This window comes from Klebsiella sp. K5-204, from assembly GCF_030128585.1.
GTDB lineage: Bacteria > Pseudomonadota > Gammaproteobacteria > Enterobacterales > Enterobacteriaceae > Klebsiella > Klebsiella quasipneumoniae.
The window spans coordinates 1-19,796 of record NZ_JAKUZS010000012.1 but is presented as its reverse complement, the minus strand read 5'-3'; the positions used below and the strand labels follow the sequence as shown (position 1 = coordinate 19,796).

General features: G+C 54.5%; 18 protein-coding genes. 8 read left to right on the top strand and 10 right to left on the bottom strand.

Features of this window, described 5'->3' with window-relative positions:
• Window positions 1-38: 38 nt before the first annotated feature.
• The 4 genes from dtd to typA all read right to left on the bottom strand — a co-directional run bounded on the left by dtd (window position 39) and on the right by typA (window position 3,885).
• Window positions 39-476, bottom strand: coding sequence for a D-aminoacyl-tRNA deacylase (dtd, locus tag MKR05_RS24330; protein ID WP_072422460.1), 438 nt, complete (start codon window positions 474-476; stop codon window positions 39-41).
• Window positions 473-1,333 (bottom strand): virulence factor BrkB family protein, encoded by an 861-nt coding sequence (locus MKR05_RS24325; RefSeq protein WP_004203625.1) that lies wholly within the window; start codon window positions 1,331-1,333, stop codon window positions 473-475. Before MKR05_RS24325 ends, dtd begins: the two co-directional genes overlap by 4 nt.
• Complete coding sequence (yihX, locus tag MKR05_RS24320) at window positions 1,327-1,926, bottom strand: glucose-1-phosphatase (protein ID WP_017899838.1); 600 nt, start codon at window positions 1,924-1,926, stop codon at window positions 1,327-1,329. Before yihX ends, MKR05_RS24325 begins: the two co-directional genes overlap by 7 nt.
• A 135-nt stretch (window positions 1,927-2,061) precedes the next feature.
• Window positions 2,062-3,885 (bottom strand): ribosome-dependent GTPase TypA, encoded by a 1,824-nt coding sequence (gene typA, locus MKR05_RS24315; RefSeq protein ID WP_023291496.1) that lies wholly within the window; start codon window positions 3,883-3,885, stop codon window positions 2,062-2,064.
• Between the two features lie 378 nt (window positions 3,886-4,263).
• On the opposite strand from typA, the gene glnA reads away from it, so the two are divergent.
• The 4 genes from glnA (at window position 4,264) to MKR05_RS24295 (ending at window position 8,550) form a co-directional block, all read left to right on the top strand.
• Window positions 4,264-5,673, top strand: coding sequence for a glutamate--ammonia ligase (gene glnA / locus MKR05_RS24310; RefSeq protein WP_004203622.1), 1,410 nt, complete (start codon window positions 4,264-4,266; stop codon window positions 5,671-5,673).
• Window positions 5,674-5,861: 188 nt separating this feature from the next.
• The gene (gene glnL, locus MKR05_RS24305; protein ID WP_004203621.1) at window positions 5,862-6,911 is read left to right on the top strand and encodes a nitrogen regulation protein NR(II); all 1,050 of its coding nucleotides are present in this window, start codon (window positions 5,862-5,864) and stop codon (window positions 6,909-6,911) included.
• An 8-nt stretch (window positions 6,912-6,919) separates the two neighbouring features.
• Entirely contained in the window at window positions 6,920-8,329 is a 1,410-nt protein-coding gene (gene glnG / locus MKR05_RS24300; RefSeq protein WP_002882749.1) for a nitrogen regulation protein NR(I), read from the top strand.
• A gap of 110 nt (window positions 8,330-8,439) precedes the next feature.
• Window positions 8,440-8,550: a YshB family small membrane protein gene (locus tag MKR05_RS24295; RefSeq protein WP_004152951.1), complete on the top strand. Its 111-nt coding sequence runs from the start codon at window positions 8,440-8,442 to the stop codon at window positions 8,548-8,550.
• A 35-nt stretch (window positions 8,551-8,585) separates the two neighbouring features.
• On the opposite strand, the gene hemN is transcribed toward MKR05_RS24295, so the two are convergent.
• Window positions 8,586-9,959, bottom strand: a complete 1,374-nt coding sequence (gene hemN, locus MKR05_RS24290; protein ID WP_044520856.1) for an oxygen-independent coproporphyrinogen III oxidase — start codon at window positions 9,957-9,959, stop codon at window positions 8,586-8,588.
• A 188-nt stretch (window positions 9,960-10,147) separates the two neighbouring features.
• Window positions 10,148-10,654, bottom strand: a complete 507-nt coding sequence (gene yihI / locus MKR05_RS24285) for a Der GTPase-activating protein YihI (RefSeq protein ID WP_002882743.1) — start codon at window positions 10,652-10,654, stop codon at window positions 10,148-10,150.
• A 584-nt stretch (window positions 10,655-11,238) separates the two neighbouring features.
• Here yihI and yihA point away from each other — a divergent pair.
• Complete coding sequence (gene yihA / locus MKR05_RS24280) at window positions 11,239-11,874, top strand: ribosome biogenesis GTP-binding protein YihA/YsxC (protein WP_023291493.1); 636 nt, start codon at window positions 11,239-11,241, stop codon at window positions 11,872-11,874.
• A gap of 360 nt (window positions 11,875-12,234) precedes the next feature.
• Here the strand turns inward: yihA and polA are convergent, their stop codons facing one another.
• A complete protein-coding gene (polA, locus tag MKR05_RS24275) occupies window positions 12,235-15,027 on the bottom strand; it encodes a DNA polymerase I (protein ID WP_048296380.1) in 2,793 nt (930 codons plus the stop codon).
• Window positions 15,028-15,423: 396 nt separating this feature from the next.
• On the opposite strand from polA, the gene MKR05_RS24270 reads away from it, so the two are divergent.
• Window positions 15,424-16,332 (top strand): acyltransferase, encoded by a 909-nt coding sequence (locus MKR05_RS24270; RefSeq protein WP_048336593.1) that lies wholly within the window; start codon window positions 15,424-15,426, stop codon window positions 16,330-16,332.
• A 39-nt stretch (window positions 16,333-16,371) separates the two neighbouring features.
• On the opposite strand, the gene dsbA is transcribed toward MKR05_RS24270, so the two are convergent.
• From dsbA to MKR05_RS24255, 3 genes are all read right to left on the bottom strand, one after another.
• Window positions 16,372-16,995, bottom strand: coding sequence for a thiol:disulfide interchange protein DsbA (gene dsbA, locus MKR05_RS24265; RefSeq protein ID WP_004203613.1), 624 nt, complete (start codon window positions 16,993-16,995; stop codon window positions 16,372-16,374).
• Between the two features lie 27 nt (window positions 16,996-17,022).
• On the bottom strand, window positions 17,023-18,009 hold the full coding sequence (locus MKR05_RS24260; RefSeq protein ID WP_004203612.1) for a serine/threonine protein kinase: 987 nt from the start codon (window positions 18,007-18,009) through the stop codon (window positions 17,023-17,025).
• Window positions 18,010-18,084: 75 nt separating this feature from the next.
• A complete protein-coding gene (locus MKR05_RS24255; RefSeq protein WP_002882612.1) occupies window positions 18,085-18,354 on the bottom strand; it encodes a YihD family protein in 270 nt (89 codons plus the stop codon).
• Between the two features lie 71 nt (window positions 18,355-18,425).
• Here MKR05_RS24255 and mobA point away from each other — a divergent pair, with 71 nt between their 5' ends.
• Entirely contained in the window at window positions 18,426-19,007 is a 582-nt protein-coding gene (gene mobA / locus MKR05_RS24250) for a molybdenum cofactor guanylyltransferase MobA (RefSeq protein ID WP_226327254.1), read from the top strand.
• Window positions 19,004-19,510 (top strand): molybdopterin-guanine dinucleotide biosynthesis protein MobB, encoded by a 507-nt coding sequence (mobB, locus tag MKR05_RS24245; RefSeq protein ID WP_023291488.1) that lies wholly within the window; start codon window positions 19,004-19,006, stop codon window positions 19,508-19,510. Before mobA ends, mobB begins: the two co-directional genes overlap by 4 nt.
• Window positions 19,511-19,796: the final 286 nt, after the last annotated feature.

The following is a 19,796-nucleotide window of genomic DNA, read 5'->3' as shown; positions in this document are numbered from 1 at the left end:
ACTCTCTTTTGTTACCCGCAGCCTGCCCGGAAGCTGGGTCATACCTGCAACCAAAAGGTCACGGGACCATCATTGACCAAAGAAACCTGCATATCCGCAGCGAATCTTCCGGTCTGGGTGTTCATTTCCTGCTGGCGACAGCGGGCGACAAAATACTCATATAGCGCCTCAGCGCGGTCCGGAGCAGCGCCTTTCGAGAAGCTCGGCCGCATCCCCCGCTCGGTATCGGCCGCCAGCGTAAATTGCGAAACCACCAGCACGCTGCCGCCCGCCTGCTGAACATTCAGGTTCATTTTCCCCTCCGCATCGCTGAAGATGCGGTAGCCCAGCACGCGCTCGCAGAGGCGATTCGCTTGTTGTTCATCATCGTCTTTTTCGACCCCCAGCAGGACCAGAAGCCCCGGGCCAATTTCGCCCGTCACTTCGTCCGCCACGGTAACGCTTGCACGGGATACGCGTTGAATTAATGCAATCATGGTTGTTCTGTTTCTTCTGTTTTAAGTTTGCGGTATTCACCGAGAGTGACAGTAATTTCAGCGCCAAGCAAGACGATACACCAGGTCCAGTACACCCAGACGAACAAAATCGGCACCACCGAAATCACGCCATAAATGAGCTGATAGGACGGAAAGGTGGTGATATAGAGGGCAAACGCTTTTTTACCTGCCTCGAACAGCAGCGCCGCCACCAGCGCCCCGATCACCGCGTCGCGGTTACGCACCTGGGTGGTGGGTACAATACTGTAGAGCAGCCAGAATGCTGCCCAGGAGAGGATCAGCGGGAAAAGGCGGAGCAGATTATCAATTACGCCGTCCAGGTCGCTTGCCCAGCGCAGCGACAGCAGATAGGAACTGATCGCCAGGCTGGCGCCCGCCAGCAGCGGACCAAGGGTCAGGATCATCCAGTAGACCGCAAAGGAGTAAACTTTGGGCCGGCTGCGCGTGCTGCGCCAGATGGTGTTTAGCGCGCTGTCGATCGAGTACATCAGCAGCAGCGAGGTCACGATCAGGCCAAAGGCGCCTACGGCGGTCATGCGGCTGGAATTGGCGACGAACTGCTCGATATATCCCTGGATCACATCCCCGGTCGCCGGAATAAAATTGGCGAAGATAAAATGGCGGATCTGCACGCTGACTTCGGAGAACATGGGGAAGGCCGCAAACAGCGCGAACACGACGGCAATCAGCGGCACCAGGGACAGTAATGACACATAGGCGAGGTTCCCCGCCAGGGTGGTCATATGGTCTTCATCAATACGCCGCCACAGCAGCTTAAGCCACGCCAGCAGCGGCCGGGTATGGTGGAGTAATTTTTGATGAACGGTTCTTAACATAGCTGTTTCGCGAAATAGTCAGGGATGGTCTTCTTCCCGGTCACCAGAATACTGGTGATCCCCAACCGGTTAGCCCCTGCTATATTATCGACGTTATCATCAAAAAAGACCGTATCTGCGGCGGAAAAACCCTCTTCTTCCAGTACTCGCTGATAAATTTGCGCTTCAGGCTTACGCATTCCCATCTCCTGAGACAGATAGATGCGATCGGCGGCAGCGCGCACTTCCGGGTATTCATCCGGCCAGAACGTGGTGTGAAGACGATTGGTATTGGAGAGCACCACCACGCGATGGCCCTGGGCACGCAGTTTTTGCATGATCGCAATCACTTCCGGACGCAGCGCGACAAACACCGCCTGCCAGCCGTGAGCAAACTGCTCATAGCTGAGGGACATATTCATTTCATGGCACATGGCGGCGGCAAAATCTTCATCGCTGAGCTCGCCGCGCTCATGCTGATGGAATGCCTCTCCCATGGTGAAATGCTGCTTCAGCGTCGCCAGCGGGATGCGGGTTAAATCGCTCCAGGCCCCCAATACCCGGTTGAAGTCAATGTCGACAATCACATTACCTAAATCAAAGATATAGAGCATTTTCGTCTCCTTCCGCGCCGTGGAAAATTAACTTTAGCGGGAAAGGCAGGATTTGACTATTGGCGTGTGATGCAGGAATCAAAAAAAGAAACCCCGCCGGAGAGGCGGGGTTTTACGAACAACAAGAAGAATAAATTACTCTTCTTTTGCACCGCGCATCGCGCGTTTACGGTCGTTCTCGGTCAGGTGACGTTTACGGATACGGATAGAGGTCGGAGTGACTTCTACCAGTTCGTCGTCATCGATGAACTCCAGAGCCTGCTCCAGGGTCATCTTAACCGGCGGAACCAGAACCGTGGCTTCGTCAGTACCAGACGCACGCATGTTGGTCAGTTTCTTACCGGTCAGGCAGTTTACCGTCAGGTCGTTAGAACGGCTGTGAATACCGATGATCTGGCCTTCGTAAACTTCCGCACCGTGACCGAGGAACAGCTTACCGCGATCCTGCAGACCGAACAGGGCGAACGCTACCGCTTTACCCTGACCGTTGGAGATCAGCACGCCGTTGTTACGCTGGCCCACTTCGCCCGGACGAACGTCGTCGTAGTGGCTGAAGGTGGAGTACAGCAGACCGGTACCGGAGGTCATGGTCATGAACTCTGAACGGAAGCCGATCAGACCGCGGCTTGGGATCACGTAGTCGAGACGTACGCGGCCTTTTCCGTCCGGATTCATGTTTTTCAGGTCGCCTTTACGCTCGCCCAGCGCCTGCATAACAGAACCCTGGTGCTGCTCTTCGACGTCCAGCGTCACGTTCTCGAACGGCTCTTGTTTACGGCCGTCGATTTCACGGAAGATAACTTTCGGACGGGAAACCGCCATCTCGAAACCTTCACGACGCATGTTTTCAATCAGAACGGACAGGTGCAGTTCACCACGGCCGGAAACGCGGAACGCATCAGCGTCTTCGGTTTCTTCAACGCGCAGCGCCACGTTGTGCACCAGCTCTTTGTTCAGGCGGTCCAGAATCTGGCGAGAGGTAACGAACTTACCTTCTTTACCGCAGAACGGAGAGGTGTTGACGTTGAAGAACATGGAAACGGTCGGTTCATCGACGGACAGGGCCGGCAGCGCTTCGACATTCTGCGGGTCGCAGATGGTGTCGGAGATGTTCAGCTCGCCCAGACCGGTGATCGCGATGATGTCGCCAGCTTCAGCTACGTCGCTCTCGATACGCTCAAGACCCAGGTGGGTCAGTACTTTACCGACTTTACCGTTACGGGTTTTGCCTTCGCTATCGATGATGGTGACCTGCTGGTTCGGCTTCACTTTACCGCGTTTGATGCGGCCGATGCCGATGACGCCAACGTAGTTGTTGTAGTCCAGCTGGGAGATCTGCATCTGCAGCGGACCGTCAAGGTCAACGTCCGGCGCCGGCACGCGATCGACAATCGCCTGGTACAGCGGGGTCATGTCTTCAGCCATGTCTTCGTGGTCCAGACCCGCGATACCGTTCAGCGCGGACGCGTAAACGATCGGGAAGTCCAGCTGTTCGTCGGTCGCGTCGAGGTTAACGAACAGGTCGAACACCTGATCGACAACCCAGTCCGGACGCGCGCCCGGGCGGTCAACTTTGTTGATGACCACGATCGGCTTCAGACCGTGGGCAAAAGCTTTTTTGGTCACGAAGCGCGTTTGCGGCATCGGGCCATCAAAGGCATCTACCACCAGCAGCACAGAGTCAACCATGGACATAACACGCTCAACTTCACCTCCGAAGTCGGCGTGCCCTGGGGTATCAACGATGTTGATACGGTAATCATTCCATTTGATTGCGGTGTTTTTCGCGAGGATGGTAATCCCACGCTCTTTCTCCAAATCGTTGGAGTCCATCACACGTTCTTGTGCTTCAGTACGTGCGTCGAACGTACCGGATTGCTGTAGCAGCTTGTCAACCAGGGTAGTTTTACCATGGTCAACGTGCGCGATGATGGCGATATTACGCAGATTTTCGATCACAACTTTGCCTCAGGCATTAGAAATAGCGCGTTATTGTACACGTATTAAGCGAAGGACTGAACAGGATCACAAACATCCTCCGCAAACAAGTATTGCAGAGTTTCTTTGTGACCGCTTTCACGGAGCGATAAAAGGGCACCGTAACAAAAATTGCACCAAAATGGTGCTCAATGTTCACACTGAGGCACTATTTTGGTGCATTATCTCCATCATGGTGCAGTCCTTTTGCACTATGGTGCGCATGATACAGCGTTTTATAGGGCATTTAAAAGTTGGCACAGATTTCGCTTTATATTTTTTAAGGCAACAACGCCACTTTTAAGCAGTATGAAGTTTTCGTTACCACGACGACAATGACCAATCCGGGAGAGTTTAAGTATGTCCGCTGAACACGTTTTGACGATGCTGAACGAGCATGAAGTGAAGTTTGTCGATCTGCGCTTCACCGATACCAAAGGTAAAGAACAGCACGTCACGATTCCGTCTCATCAGGTAAATGCCGAATTCTTCGAAGAAGGCAAAATGTTTGATGGCTCCTCGATTGGTGGCTGGAAAGGTATCAACGAATCTGACATGGTCCTGATGCCGGACGCTTCCACCGCGGTCATTGACCCGTTCTACGAAGAACCGACCCTGATCATCCGCTGCGATATCCTCGAGCCAGGCACCCTGCAGGGCTATGACCGTGACCCGCGCTCCATCGCGAAACGCGCTGAAGAGTACCTGCGCGCCACCGGCATCGCTGACACCGTCCTGTTTGGGCCAGAACCAGAATTCTTCCTGTTCGACGACATCCGTTTCGGCGCCTCTATCTCCGGCTCCCATGTCGCGATCGATGACATCGAAGGTGCGTGGAACTCCTCCACCAAATACGAAGGCGGTAACAAAGGTCACCGTCCGGGCGTGAAAGGGGGTTACTTCCCGGTTCCGCCAGTAGACTCTTCTCAGGATATCCGTTCCACCATGTGTATGATCATGGAAGAGATGGGCCTGGTTGTTGAAGCTCACCACCACGAAGTGGCTACCGCAGGTCAGAACGAAGTGGCAACCCGCTTCAACACCATGACCAAAAAAGCGGACGAAATTCAGATTTACAAATACGTTGTTCACAACGTCGCTCACCGCTTCGGTAAAACCGCGACCTTTATGCCGAAACCGATGTTCGGCGACAACGGCTCCGGTATGCACTGCCATATGTCTCTGGCGAAGAACGGCACCAACCTGTTCTCCGGCGACAAATACGCAGGTCTGTCTGAGCAGGCGCTGTTCTACATCGGCGGCGTAATCAAACACGCTAAAGCCATCAACGCCCTGGCGAACCCGACCACCAACTCTTACAAGCGTCTGGTCCCGGGTTACGAAGCGCCGGTTATGCTGGCTTACTCTGCCCGTAACCGCTCTGCCTCCATCCGTATTCCGGTGGTGACCTCTCCGAAAGCGCGTCGTATCGAAGTGCGCTTCCCGGACCCGGCTGCCAACCCGTACCTGTGCTTTGCGGCGCTGCTGATGGCTGGCCTCGATGGTATCAAGAACAAAATCCATCCGGGCGAAGCAATGGACAAAAACCTGTACGACCTGCCGCCGGAAGAAGCGAAAGAGATCCCGCAGGTTGCCGGTTCTCTGGAAGAAGCCCTGCAGGCCCTGGATGCTGACCGCGAGTTCCTGACAGCTGGCGGCGTATTCACTAATGACGCTATCGATGCTTACATCGCCCTGCGTCTGGAAGAGAACGACCGCGTACGCATGACTCCGCATCCGGTTGAGTTCGAACTGTACTACAGCGTCTAATTTTGCTGTAAATCCAGGGTATGTCGTGTTGTGGCGCGGGATGCCCGGGATATTTTGTTGCCGTGGAAACTTTCAGCCCATCTCAGGATGGGCTTTTTTCTCCACCAACACGCTGATCTCGCGAGCTTTTTACCGATAAAAAGCTATACTGCACTAAATTGGTGCACTCTTTTTCAGGAGACTGTCGAATGGCAACAGGCACACTGCCCGATGCTGGGCAGATCCTTAACTCTCTTATCAACAGTATCTTACTGGTCGATGACGACCTGGCGGTGCACTTTGCCAATCCTGCGGCCCAGCAGCTGCTGGCGCAGAGTTCGCGCAAACTGTTTGGCACCCCGTTACCTGAGCTGTTGAGCTATTTCTCATTGAATATCGGGCTGATGCAGGAGAGTCTGCAGGCGGGCCAGGGTTTTACCGATAACGAAGTGACGCTGGTTATCGATGGCCGCTCGCATATCCTGTCGCTGACCGCCCAGCGGCTGCCGGAAGGCTTTATTCTGCTGGAAATGGCGCCGATGGATAACCAGCGCCGCCTGAGCCAGGAGCAGCTGCAGCACGCGCAGCAGGTCGCCGCCCGCGATCTGGTCCGCGGCCTGGCGCACGAGATTAAAAACCCGTTAGGCGGCCTGCGCGGCGCGGCACAGCTGCTCAGCAAAGCCCTGCCCGACCCGGCGCTAACGGAATATACCAAAGTGATCATCGAGCAGGCCGACCGGCTGAGAAATCTGGTCGATCGCCTGCTCGGGCCACAGCATCCGGGCATGCACGTTACCGAAAGCATCCACAAGGTCGCCGAACGGGTAGTGAAACTGGTCTCGATGGAGTTGCCGGACAACGTGAAGTTGATCCGTGATTACGACCCCAGCCTGCCGGAACTCCCCCACGACCCGGATCAAATTGAACAGGTGTTGCTGAACATCGTCCGTAATGCGCTGCAGGCGCTGGGGCCGGAAGGGGGCGAAATTGTTCTCCGTACCCGGACCGCTTTCCAGCTGACGCTGCACGGGGTGCGTTATCGCCTCGCCGCCCGTATTGACGTCGAAGATAATGGCCCGGGTATTCCGCCCCAGCTCCAGGATACGTTGTTTTATCCGATGGTCAGCGGCCGCGAAGGCGGTACCGGCCTGGGCTTATCTATCGCCCGAAGCCTTATCGATCAGCACTCCGGCAAAATTGAATTCACCAGCTGGCCGGGTCATACCGAATTTTCGGTATACCTGCCTATTCGGAAGTAGAGGTGTTTATGCAACGAGGGATAGCCTGGATCGTTGATGACGATAGCTCCATCCGCTGGGTGCTTGAACGCGCGCTCACCGGAGCCGGCTTGAGCTGCACAACGTTCGAAAGCGGCAATGAGGTGCTAGATGCCCTCACCACCAAAACCCCGGATGTACTGCTGTCAGATATCCGTATGCCGGGAATGGATGGCCTGGCGCTGCTCAAACAGATTAAGCAGCGTCATCCAATGCTTCCGGTCATCATAATGACCGCGCATTCCGATCTGGACGCCGCGGTCAGCGCTTATCAACAAGGCGCGTTTGATTATCTGCCCAAACCTTTTGATATCGATGAAGCCGTCGCCCTCGTCGACCGGGCGATTAGCCACTATCAGGAGCAGCAGCAGCCGCGAAATGCGCCGATAAGCAGCCCCACCGCCGATATCATTGGCGAGGCGCCGGCCATGCAGGATGTCTTTCGCATTATTGGCCGTCTGTCGCGCTCATCCATCAGCGTGCTGATCAATGGCGAATCCGGTACCGGTAAAGAGCTTGTCGCTCATGCCCTGCATCGTCATAGCCCGCGCTCAAAAGCGCCATTTATCGCGCTGAATATGGCGGCGATCCCCAAGGACCTGATCGAATCGGAACTGTTTGGGCATGAAAAAGGGGCCTTTACCGGCGCCAATACCGTCCGTCAGGGTCGCTTTGAACAGGCTGACGGCGGCACGCTGTTCCTGGATGAAATTGGCGATATGCCGCTGGATGTCCAGACTCGCCTGCTGCGCGTTCTGGCGGATGGCCAGTTTTATCGCGTGGGCGGTTACGCGCCGGTGAAGGTCGATGTGCGGATCATCGCCGCCACCCACCAGAATCTGGAGCAGCGGGTGCAGGAGGGGAAATTCCGTGAAGATTTATTCCACCGCCTGAACGTGATCCGGGTGCATTTGCCGCCGCTGCGCGAGCGTCGGGAAGATATTCCTCGTCTGGCCCGCCATTTTCTGCAGATTGCCGCCCGCGAGCTAGGTGTTGAAGCCAAACAGCTGCATCCGGAAACGGAGACAGCGCTGACCCGCCTGGCGTGGCCGGGCAACGTTCGCCAGCTGGAAAACACCTGTCGCTGGCTCACCGTCATGGCCGCCGGCCAGGAGGTGCTGACGCAGGATCTGCCGAGCGAACTGTTTGAGACCACCATTCCTGATAGCCCGACGCAGATGCAGCCAGACAGCTGGGCGACGCTGCTGGGTCAGTGGGCCGATCGGGCGCTGCGCTCCGGTCATCAAAACCTGCTCTCAGAAGCGCAACCCGAAATGGAACGCACGCTGCTGACAACCGCCCTGCGTCATACTCAAGGACATAAACAGGAGGCTGCGCGCCTGCTGGGATGGGGTCGTAATACCCTGACGCGTAAGCTAAAAGAGTTGGGTATGGAGTAGGGTTTGACGGCGTGATGAAAAATAGCCGATCAGCGCAAAGTGCTGCTATTTTGTACTTTACTGTTCCGATGAGTTGAGTATGATCGTGCCCGGCATTAGGGGAGAGCATCATGTTTGAATCACTGGTGAGTATGATATCGAGCGGCGCCGCTGCGAGTCACACGCCGCAAACGGCAGTCGCTGCCGTGCTGTGCGCTGCGCTGGTCGGGCTGTTCAGCTAATTGTTCCCCCTCTCCTGCGGGAGAGGGGGAAAACATTAAATCACCCGTGAGAACTGCTGCATCCGAGCCTTTTGCCGGAGATAGGCATCAAAGCACATGCAGATGTTGCGGATCAGCAGGCGGCCTTTCGCCGTTACCTGGATAGCCTTACTCTCCACCACCACCAGCCCGTCATGCGCCAGCGGCGCCAGCAGTTTCAGGTCCTCGGCAAAATAAGTCTGAAAATCCACGGCCCACTGCGCTTCGACGGCATCAATATCCAGACGGAAGTTACAGATCAACGCCTTAATCACGTCGCGACGCAAACAGTCGTCACGGGTTAACGCTATCCCGCGCCACAGGGCGTTCCCTTGCTCCGCCACCTGCTGGTAGTACTGCTTCAGCTCTTTTTGGTTCTGAGCGTAGCTGTCGCCAATCATGCTGATCGCAGACACGCCCATCCCCAGCAAATCGGTATCGCCCTGAGTGGTGTAGCCCTGGAAGTTGCGATGCAGTACGCCGTGACGTTGCGCGACCGCTAATTCATCATCAGGACGCGCGAAGTGGTCCATGCCGATAAACTGATAGCCCGCCGCCGTCAGCGAGCCGATGGTCTCCTGGAGGATCTCCAGCTTCTGTTCAGCGGAGGGCAGATCGGCATCTTTAATTTTGCGCTGTGCGGCAAAGAGCGTAGGCAGATGCGCGTAGTTAAACACGCTCAGGCGGTCAGGGTTGAGCTCGGCGACCTTTTGCAGGGTGAAGGCAAAGCTCTCCGGCGTTTGCTTCGGCAGGCCGTAGATGAGGTCGATATTGGTCGAAGTAAATCCAATCTCCCGCGCATGGCGAAGCAAGTCAAAGATGAACGCTTCGTCCTGCTCGCGGTTAACCAGACGCTGAACCTCTTTATTGAAGTCCTGCACGCCCATACTCAGGCGGTTGAAACCCTCAGCGCGTAAATGATCAAGGACATCCAGCTCGATTTCACGCGGATCGACCTCGATAGAGATCTCGGCTTCGGCGCTGAAATGAAAATGGGTACGCAACAGATCCATCAGGCGACTGATTTGCGCCTTATTGAGATAGGTCGGCGTACCGCCTCCCCAGTGCAGTTGCTTAACCTGACGGTTGGCAAACAGCGGCGAGCGGTGGATGATCTCCTGTTCAAGGAGATCGAGATACTGATCGGCCTTATGCTGCTGGCGGGTGACGATCTTATTGCAGCCGCAGAAATAACACAGCTTATGGCAAAACGGGATATGCACATACAGCGACAGGGGGCGCTGTGGGTAACGGGCCACAGCGGCATCGAATTCCGCCGCGCCGAATTGTGGTGAAAACTCCAGCGCGGTGGGATACGAGGTATAGCGCGGCCCGGAATAGTTATATTTCTGGATCAGGGCCAGATCCCAGTCGATTATCTGCTCAGACATGCTCACTCCTTCCGATGGTGCCGCCGACGGGTACGCCGTCCCGGCCCCACCGCACCGCGGGTCATGAGCCGGTTGCGCAGCCATTTCTGACGCCGCGACAACCGTCGTAGTTTAACGAATAACCACAGCAGATAACATATAACCAGAAGGGTTATAAGCAGTACCGGGGATCCGATGGGATGCAAATGTTAGTTTCCACCCTTCAGCAGACGCATCATATCTTCCTGACGCTCTTCCTCTTCTTCATCTTCGTCATCGTAAGAGAGGCCGAGCTGCTGCATCAGCTCATCAATACGATCCAGTTTGGCATCCACCCAGCTCTGCTCTTCAGCATTCAGGGTACCGCCCTCTTCCAGACGTTCCAGCAGCGCGTCCAGGCGCTCATCATTCTCCAGCAACTCCAGCTCAGCCTGCGGTGAAAGCATAGGTTTCTCGCTCTTTGGTTTATGCTGCTTGGGAGCTGGAGCGCTGCTTTCGCTCACGCCCAGCGGGATTGGTTTTTTGCTGCCCACGCGCGGATCTTGCGCCTGGCGCTGTTTTTTACCCGCTGAAGCCGCATCGCCGCCGTTCGCGCGACTTCCTGCCGCGTGGCCACGATGTTTCTTCTGCCGTTTGCGATCGCGAGCTTCCTGATTTAACTCTTCACGCGACTTGCGGCCGGATTTGCCACGGGTGGCGGATGTCGGTTTTTTCATGGTGTGTAATCTTCAGACAGTATTATTCAGTATAGAATTGAGGCGGAATCTAGCAGAAAGCAAGCAAAGAAAAAAGGCGACAGATTACTCTGTCGCCTTTTTCCTCACTGACCACCCTTAACGGGCTCTTCTTTCCCTGTTCGCTAACGACTTACCCTGTCTTTCCCTTAGCGTCCAACGGTCCCTGTTTCTTCCTTTTCCCTTTGAAACGTTTCCAAAACGCGTGTCATCCTGACAATCCTGTGGTCTTCGCCTCCTGGCGCTTCCTGACCCCTCGTCCTGAGTCCTCATCCTTTTCAGCATCCTCGCCGTTGTGTATTACTTTACCGTGTTGACAAAAATCGACAACCAGTCTGGCCGTTAAAAATCTACTTTCAGATTTCTCTATTTTTATAATTTATTTAGTTTCATATGGTTATGATTTATTGGCCTTATTTTTCTCAGGCATGTCCTATACGAAGAATAGCCAATGTCTCACAAAGTGCAGGGTTTTTACTTACAGAACCGGCGTGCGGTAAAAACAGCCTTTTTCTGCTGTTCAGGTATAATCCCTGCCATAGCCTGTTTTAACGGAGACGACCGTCTTGACCAACTGGAATTATCAACTGACGCACTTTGTCACCAGCGCGCCAGATATCCGCCATCTTCCTGCCGATACTGGTATTGAAGTGGCATTCGCCGGCCGCTCCAATGCGGGAAAATCCAGCGCACTGAATACGCTGACCAACCAGAAAAGCCTGGCGCGGACCTCCAAAACGCCCGGACGTACACAGCTGATTAACCTGTTCGAAGTTGCCGAAGGCAAACGCCTGGTCGACCTGCCCGGCTATGGTTATGCGCAAGTCCCGGAAGAGATGAAGATCAAGTGGCAGCGCGCGCTGGGAGAATACCTGGAAAAACGTCTGTGCCTGAAGGGCCTGGTGGTTCTGATGGACATTCGCCACCCGCTTAAAGATCTCGATCAGCAGATGATCCAATGGGCGGTAGAAAGCGATATTCAAGTGCTGGTGCTGCTGACCAAAGCCGATAAGCTCGCCAGCGGCGCGCGTAAAGCGCAAGTGAATATGGTGCGTGAAGCGGTACTGGCCTTCAATGGCGATGTCCAGGTTGAACCCTTCTCCTCACTGAAAAAATCTGGCGTGGATAAGCTGCGACAGAAGCTGGATAGCTGGTTTAACGAAATCCCGCCGCAGGAAGAAGAGCGCGCCGCAGACGAGTAATCGTCACGAACAGCCGGATAAGAGCGTACCGCGCCTTATCCGGGTTCCTCTCCAGAATCAAGCCCAAGCGTGTCCTGTCCCTTTGCCACTTTTCTTTCGCGCAATAAAAAACGCCCCGGTCATAAATGACCGGGGCGGCTAAAATATTCAGCCAAATCCGATTACGTGAAGTAAAAGGTCTGAAAGATAGAACATCTTACCTCTGTACCCTACGCGAATAACTCTACTCTTCTTTCGCTCACGGATAAAGCATTTTTTGTAGTTTTTTTTCACTATTTACATAGCAAATTCAAATGATCCTCACAAAACTCTATAAGTTATGTTGCTTACTTACAGAAAATCGCGTTGCGCTTTGTATACTTAGTGCGCTTGATCCCAGTTTTCTCCGCTGCCCACTTCCACCAGCAACGGTACCGCCAGCGTAGTGCTGTTCTCCATCAGTTCGTGGATCTTTTTCGATACGGCATCAAGCTCATCTTTATGCACTTCAAAGACCAGTTCATCGTGAACCTGCATGATCATCCGCACGCGAGGCTTCTCGCTGCGCAGCCATTCATCAACGGCAATCATCGCCCGCTTGATGATATCCGCAGCCGTCCCCTGCATCGGGGCGTTAATCGCCGCACGTTCCGCACCGGCGCGACGAGCGCCATTGCTGGACTTGATATCCGGTAAATAGAGTCGACGGCCATCCAGCGTTTCAACATAACCTTGCTCCTTCGCCTGTGCGCGGGTGCGCTCCATATACTCCAGCACGCCCGGATAACGCTCGAAATAAAGATCCATGTACTTCTGCGCTTCTTTACGCGGGATGTTCAGCTGGCGGGCCAGGCCAAAGGCGCTCATGCCATAGATCAGACCGAAGTTGATAGCTTTCGCACTGCGCCGCTGTTCGCTGCTGACGCTGTCCAGCGGTAAGCCAAACACTTCAGCCGCCGTCGCCCGGTGAATATCCTTCCCTTCCGCGAAGGCGGTCAGCAGGCCTTTATCCCGCGACAGGTGCGCCATAATGCGCAGCTCGATTTGCGAGTAGTCCGCCGAGACAATGACGTAATCTTCCGGCGCGATAAACGCCTGGCGAATACGGCGCCCTTCTTCGTTACGCACCGGAATGTTTTGCAGGTTAGGATCGGTAGACGACAAACGGCCAGTGGCGGTAACCGCCTGATGATAGGAGGTATGCACGCGGCCCGTTTTGGGGTTAATCATCAGCGGCAGCTTATCGGTATAGGTCGACTTCAGCTTCGCCAGCCCACGGTACTCCAGAATCACTTTCGGCAACGGGTAATCGAGCGCCAGCTCTTCCAGTACCTCTTCAGAGGTTGACGGCGCGCCGCCCGGCGTCTTCTTCAGCGGTTTGATACCCTGTTTTTCAAATAGGATCGTTTGCAGCTGTTTGGTGGAGGAGAGATTAAACGCTTCCCCGGCGATCTCATGCGCCCGCTGCTCCAGCTCAACCAGGCGCTGGGCAATTTCCTGCGAGTGCGCATGCAGCACGGCGGGGTCGATTTTAACGCCATTGCGCTCAACGCGAGACAGCACCGGCACCAGCGGCATTTCAATGTGCTGGAAGATATTCAGCGGACCTTCATGCTGCTGCAGCTTCGGCCACATTTTCAGATGCAACTGAAGCGTGACGTCGGCATCTTCCGCCGCGTAGCGACCAGCCTCTTCCAGCGCAATCTGGTTAAAGGTGAGCTGATTCTTACCCTTGCCAGCGATCTCTTCGAAGGTAATCGTTTTATGCTTCAGCCAGCGGTCGGAAAGACTGTCCATATCGTGGCGGCCCGCCACGCTGTCGAGAATGTAAGATTCCAGCATGGTATCGAACGCAATCCCGCGCAGCTCAATGTCGTAATTAGCCAAAATGCCGCGATCGTATTTGAGATTTTGCCCAACCTTGAGCAGCTTCTCATCCTCCAGCAGCGGTTTAAGCAGCGCCAGCACGCGCTCGCGCGGGATCTGGTCCGGCGCATCAAGGTAATCATGCGCTACCGGGACATAGGCGGCCACGCCCGGCTCAACAGCGAATGAAAGGCCGACCATGTTGGCGGAGATGTTATCCAGGCTGTCGGTTTCCGTATCAAAGGCAAAGAGCGGCGCCTGCTTCAGCTTATCGATCCAGGTGAGCAGCGTGGCCTCATCAAGGATAGTGACATAGTGCTCTGCTGAAAGTGCAGTAGCGGCTTCAACCTCTTCTTCGGCTTCTGCCGCTGCTGCAGGCACTGCAGGTTTCGCAGCCGGTTTGCCCCCCTTCGCCTGCAGCCATTTCCCGGCTTCAACGTCGGTGGTCCAGCGCTTAAACTCATACTGTCTGAACAGCGCCAGCAGATCGTCTGCCGCCGGCGGCTGCACCTCAAGCTCTTCACAAGTGAGCTCCAGCTCGACGTCGGTTTTGATGGTCGCCAGCTGATAAGAGAGATAAGCCACCTCCTTGTTCTGCTCCAGCTTCGCCGCCATCGTTTTCGCGCCGCGGAAGCTCAGTTCAGCGATTTTCTCCGGTTCCGCATACAGCGTATCGAGGCCGCCAAGGCCTTGCAGCAGCGCCTGGGCGGTCTTTTCGCCCACGCCCGGCACGCCAGGAATGTTATCCGAGGAGTCGCCCATCAGCGCCAGGAAATCAATAATCAGCTCCGGCGGGACGCCGTATTTGGTAACCACCTCATCCGGCCCGAGGATAGTGTTGGTCATGGTATTGATCAGGGTGATCCCCGGCGTCACCAGCTGGGCCATGTCTTTATCGCCGGTACTGATCAGCACCGGACGTCCGGCCCTTTCCGCTTCCCGCGCCAGGGTGCCAATCACATCGTCAGCTTCGACGCCCGGGACCGCCATCAGCGGCAGCCCCATCGCTTTCACCATCTTATGCAACGGCTCAATCTGCGCGCGCAGATCGTCCGGCATCGGCGGGCGGTGAGATTTGTAATGTTCGAACAATTCATCACGGAAGGTTTTCCCTTTCGCATCAAAGACCACGACGGCATGAGTCGGTTGATACTGCAGAATCAAACTGCGCAGCATATTCAGTACGCCGTACATAGCCCCGGTGGGCTCCCCTGCGCTGTTAGTCAGCGGCGGAAACGCATGATACGCCCGATAAAGATAGGAGGAGCCGTCAACGAGGATGAGAGGGTTTTCTGGGATCTGAACCATAATTTCCGTGCCTGTTTATCAGATTATGGATAAAGGATGCCACAGACGGGCATGAAATCCTGAATTTTTCCCGCATTTCGCGGAAAAGATTCAACGATCGTCGCGATCGCGCGACAACTTAGCTTGTGGATAACTTTGTGCATAGTTTTACAACGTCAGCTTATCCGCCCCGGGAAATAAATGAATAAATAGTATTAATTAATATTTATCAATCACTTAAAAACAGATCAACGATCCTGGCATTAATTTGATGACCTAATCTTCCATGTGGATAGAAGATCCTTGTTTTTTTCTGTTCTGGTAAGACCCGTCATTTGCCGCGTTTTCTGGTAAAATCAGGCCCTTGCGCAGCTTAAAGGCGCTCTTTGTCAGCCTAACTTTCTGAATAAACTAACTATGTCGAGATTACTCGCTGCGATAACACTTCCGCTGAGTATCGCCTTAACCATCTTAGTCACCGTTATCTGCTCTGTACCGATCATCGTCGCCGGGCTGATTAAACTGCTGGTCCCCATTCCAGCGGTATGGCGCTCTATATCCGTTTTTTGCAATTTTATGATGTACTGCTGGTGCGAAGGGCTGGCGCTGCTGTTGCATCTCAATCCCTGGCTAAAATGGGACGTCCAGGGTCTGGAAGGCCTGAACAAAAAGAACTGGTATCTGCTGATCAGCAACCACCACAGCTGGGCAGATATCGTGGTGCTGTGCGTACTGTTCCGCAAGCATATTCCGATGAATAAGTACTTCCTTAAACAGCAGCTGGCGTGGGTACCGTTCATCGGTCTCGCCTGCTGGGCGCTGGATATGCCTTTTATGCGCCGCTATTCGCGTAGCTATCTTATTCGTCACCCGGAACGCCGTGGTAAAGATGTCGAAACCACCCGCCGTTCATGTGAGAAATTCCGCTCACATCCGACGACTATCGTCAATTTCGTGGAAGGATCGCGTTTTACCGACGCAAAAAAGCGCGAGACGCGCTCCCCTTACCACAATCTTTTACCACCGAAAGCGGCAGGTATTGCCATGGCGCTCAATGTTCTCGGTTCGCAGTTCGATAAACTGCTGAACGTTACGCTGTGCTACCCGGAAAATAATGCAAGGCCGTTTTACGACATGTTAAGCGGCCGACTGACGCGCATTGTGGTTCGTGTCAATCTGGTACCGATTGGCGAGGAGCTACACGGCGATTACGTCAACGATAAGAACTTTAAGCGTGGCTTCCAGCGCTGGCTGAATGGGCTGTGGGAAGAGAAAGACCGTCAGTTAACTGACATCATGCGGGACAAAGAAAGGACGCCACGGTAAAGCAGATAGAGTAACGCCGGTCAGTGACCGGCGTTTTTTTTATTTCTTCTCAACCAGCTGCTTCACGGTATCCGCATACTGAGCGACGAAGACATCCATATTGCTGGTGTCCATCCCCTGCGGGTTCAGCTGGTACTTACCATTGACGTACATAGCCGGTACCCCCTGCAGCTGCAGATCGGCTGCCGCTTTCTCCTGCTGAGCGACCAGAGATTTCACCACGAAGCTGTTCCATGCGGCATCGTAGTCTTCCCCTTTCACGCCAGCGTCGACGAACACTTTACGAATGTCAGCCAGGCTCTGCACGGTCTGGTTTTTCTGCACCGCTTCGAACATCGGCGCCGTAATTTTATCTTCAACGCCCAGCGCGATGGCAACAGCCCATGCCTGCGTCAGCTCCTTGCCCAGCGGCCCCAGGAACTCGACGTGGTATTTGGTCATTTTGGTGCCTTCTGGCAGTTTCTGGCGCACGCTGTCAGAGACATGCAGCACTTCTTCAAACTGATAGCAGTGCGGGCAGTAGAATGAAAAGAACTCAAGCACCTGTGGCTCGCCAGCAACCGGCTTATCAAGAGTGATGTACTGCTTGCCGTCGGTGATCTGGGCAGCGGATGCACTAAAAGCCAGAATCATACCAGCCAGCGCCAGCCAAACTTTTTTCATGATTTACTCTCTCCTGGATATATCACATTAATACATTGGCGTTAACTGAAGCGGGGGTTCCTGTAGAACCTTCACCTGCTCGAGAAAAGTAGACGTCTGCCCTCGCCAGTAATCCTCCCCGGTTAACCAGGGGAAATTAACCGGGAAAGCCGGATCGTCCCAGCGTCTGAGCAACCACGCCAGATAATAAACCAGTCGCATGGCGCGTAAAGGTTCAATAAGCGCGATTTCATCGCTGTTAAAGGGGCTGAATTCCTCATAGGCCTCGACGATGGTCTCCAGCTGCATACGCTGTTCAGCCTTATCGCCGTTGAGCAGCATCCACAGATCCTGAATCGCCGGGCCGGTTCGCGCATCGTCTAAGTCAACAAACAGCGGCCCATCGCGCCAGAGGATATTGCCTGCATGGCAGTCACCATGCAGGCGCAAAGTAGTCCCGCCACCGTGCCATTGGGTCATGACGGCAGCGATAAGTTTATCGGTCGCCTTCAGGAAATCGGCCTTCAGGCCTGACGGGATAAGCGTCGACTGTTCAAATACCTGGCGCGGTTCCAGCAGATACTCCTGCACGCCAATCTCCGGACGCGCAGAAAAGCGCTGTTTGCGCCCGGTCTGGTGCAGGCGCCCAAGATAACGGCCAACCCACTCCATCTGATCAAGGTTATCCGCCTCGAACTGTCGGCCGCCAAGGCTTGGGAAAACGGCAAAATAAAATCCCTGATGCTGATGAAGCGTACTGTCGTTAAATAACAGCGGCGCAGCAACGGGCACTTCATCTTCTACAAGCTGAAGCGCAAACTGGTGTTCTTCAAGGATCTGCGCTGCCGACCAGCGCTCAGGACGATAGAACTTCACCACATAGCGATGACGCTCTTCGTCCTGGAACTGATAAACGCGGTTCTCATAGCTGTTCAGCGGGGTAAGACCGGAGTCCACCCGCATACCCAGATCGAATAATCCATCGATAATGGTATCCGGGCGAAGCGTCTGAAAAGTAAAAGCCTTATCGTGCATCCTGACATCCGATAATCGTACGAATAGTTCAGGATATCATCTCATTGCGCTTTACGCGGCAGCGCTTACAACCTTTTACTCTTTTATTACGCCGCGGGCGCGCAACAGCGCGGTTTTAAAGTCCTCTTCATAATCCTTCTGAATACCCGGGATGACAGCATCTTTTGAAGAGTCACGCATCTTCAGGTGATAGATCAGAATATCATCGGAAAGATCGCTCAGTTCGCCATCATAGCCGGCCTCTTTCGCCAGCTTCTGCAAAAATTGCATCAGGTTCAGTTCAGGCTCTTTCTGCCAGGCGGGCTGGAGGAGTTCAATTACTTCATTCAGACGTTTACATTTCATGGTCATGCTCCTTACTCTTGATAGGGACAAGTTAACAGGGTCAATCCCACAATGAAAGAGGCGATATTCATATGCAAAGCGAGGCGATAACCGGCGTCGTGCTGGCGGGCGGCAGGGCCACGCGAATGGGCGGCATTGATAAAGGATTACAGTTGCTCAATGGACGTCCTCTCTGGCGACACGTCGCGGAGGCATTAGCTCCGCAGGTAGATGAGTTAGTGATTAGCGCCAACCGTCACCTTACGCAGTGGCAAGCCAGTGGATATCCGGTGTTTCGTGATACGCAGGCGGGGTACCCGGGTCCTTTAGCCGGTATGCTTGCCGTGATGCAGCAGGTCGCGAGTCCATGGTTTGTTTTTTGCCCCTGCGACACGCCCTTCATTCCGTCATTTTTAGTTGAGCGCTTTATCCAGCAAAAAAGCGCTGCGCAGGTGGTTTGGGCCCATGACGGCGAACGGGATCATCCCGCCGTTGCGCTGGCGCATCGTCAAATTATTCCGCATCTGGAGGCCTATCTTGCCAGCGGCGAACGCCGGGTAATGGTGTTCATGCGCCAGATGGGCGGCCATCCGGTTAGCTTCAGCGAGGTAAAATCGGCTTTTATGAATGTGAATACGCTCGAGGATTTGCAACGTATGCAGGAGCCATCATGATCCCGCTATTAGCGATTGCCGCCTGGAGCGGTACAGGGAAAACGACATTATTAAAGCGTCTCATTCCTGAGCTGTGCGCTCAAGGATTACGCCCTGGTCTGATCAAGCATACCCATCATGATATGGACGTGGATAAGCCGGGCAAAGATAGCTATGAATTGCGCAAGGCGGGCGCTGCGCAAACCATTGTCGCCAGCGAACAGCGGTGGGCGCTGATGACCGAAACACCCGAGAAGCCGGAATTAGATCTCACATGGCTGGTCAGTCGAATGGATGCCAGCAGACTGGACCTTGTTTTGGTCGAGGGTTTCAAGCATGAAGCAGTGCCTAAGATCCTCCTTTTTCGGCAAAACAGCGGCCATCGTGTGGAAGAGTTAACGATGGATGATCATACGATCGCCGTGGCCAGCGATGTATCGATCGCGACCTCACTTCCGCTGTTGGATTTAAATAATATTCCGCAGATTGCGACATTTATTGTCGGCTGGTTAGCGAAGCAGTAACAGAACTTCACCCTGAGTCAGTGCTGCATAGCTTGTCCGCGCCACAGGGGCGTAGCCCCATGTCGGATCCGTAGCCCCGGTAAGCGCAGCGCCACCGGGGGAAGCATGCCGCACACAGCAAAAAACCCGCACCTTTCGGGACGGGGTTCTTTTTAAACGCAAAAACAAAAAGCTCAGTCTTTCGACTGAGCTTTCTGCTTTATTTGATGCCTGGCAGTTCCCTACTCTCACATGGGGAGACCCCACACTACCATCGGCGCTACGGCGTTTCACTTCTGAGTTCGGC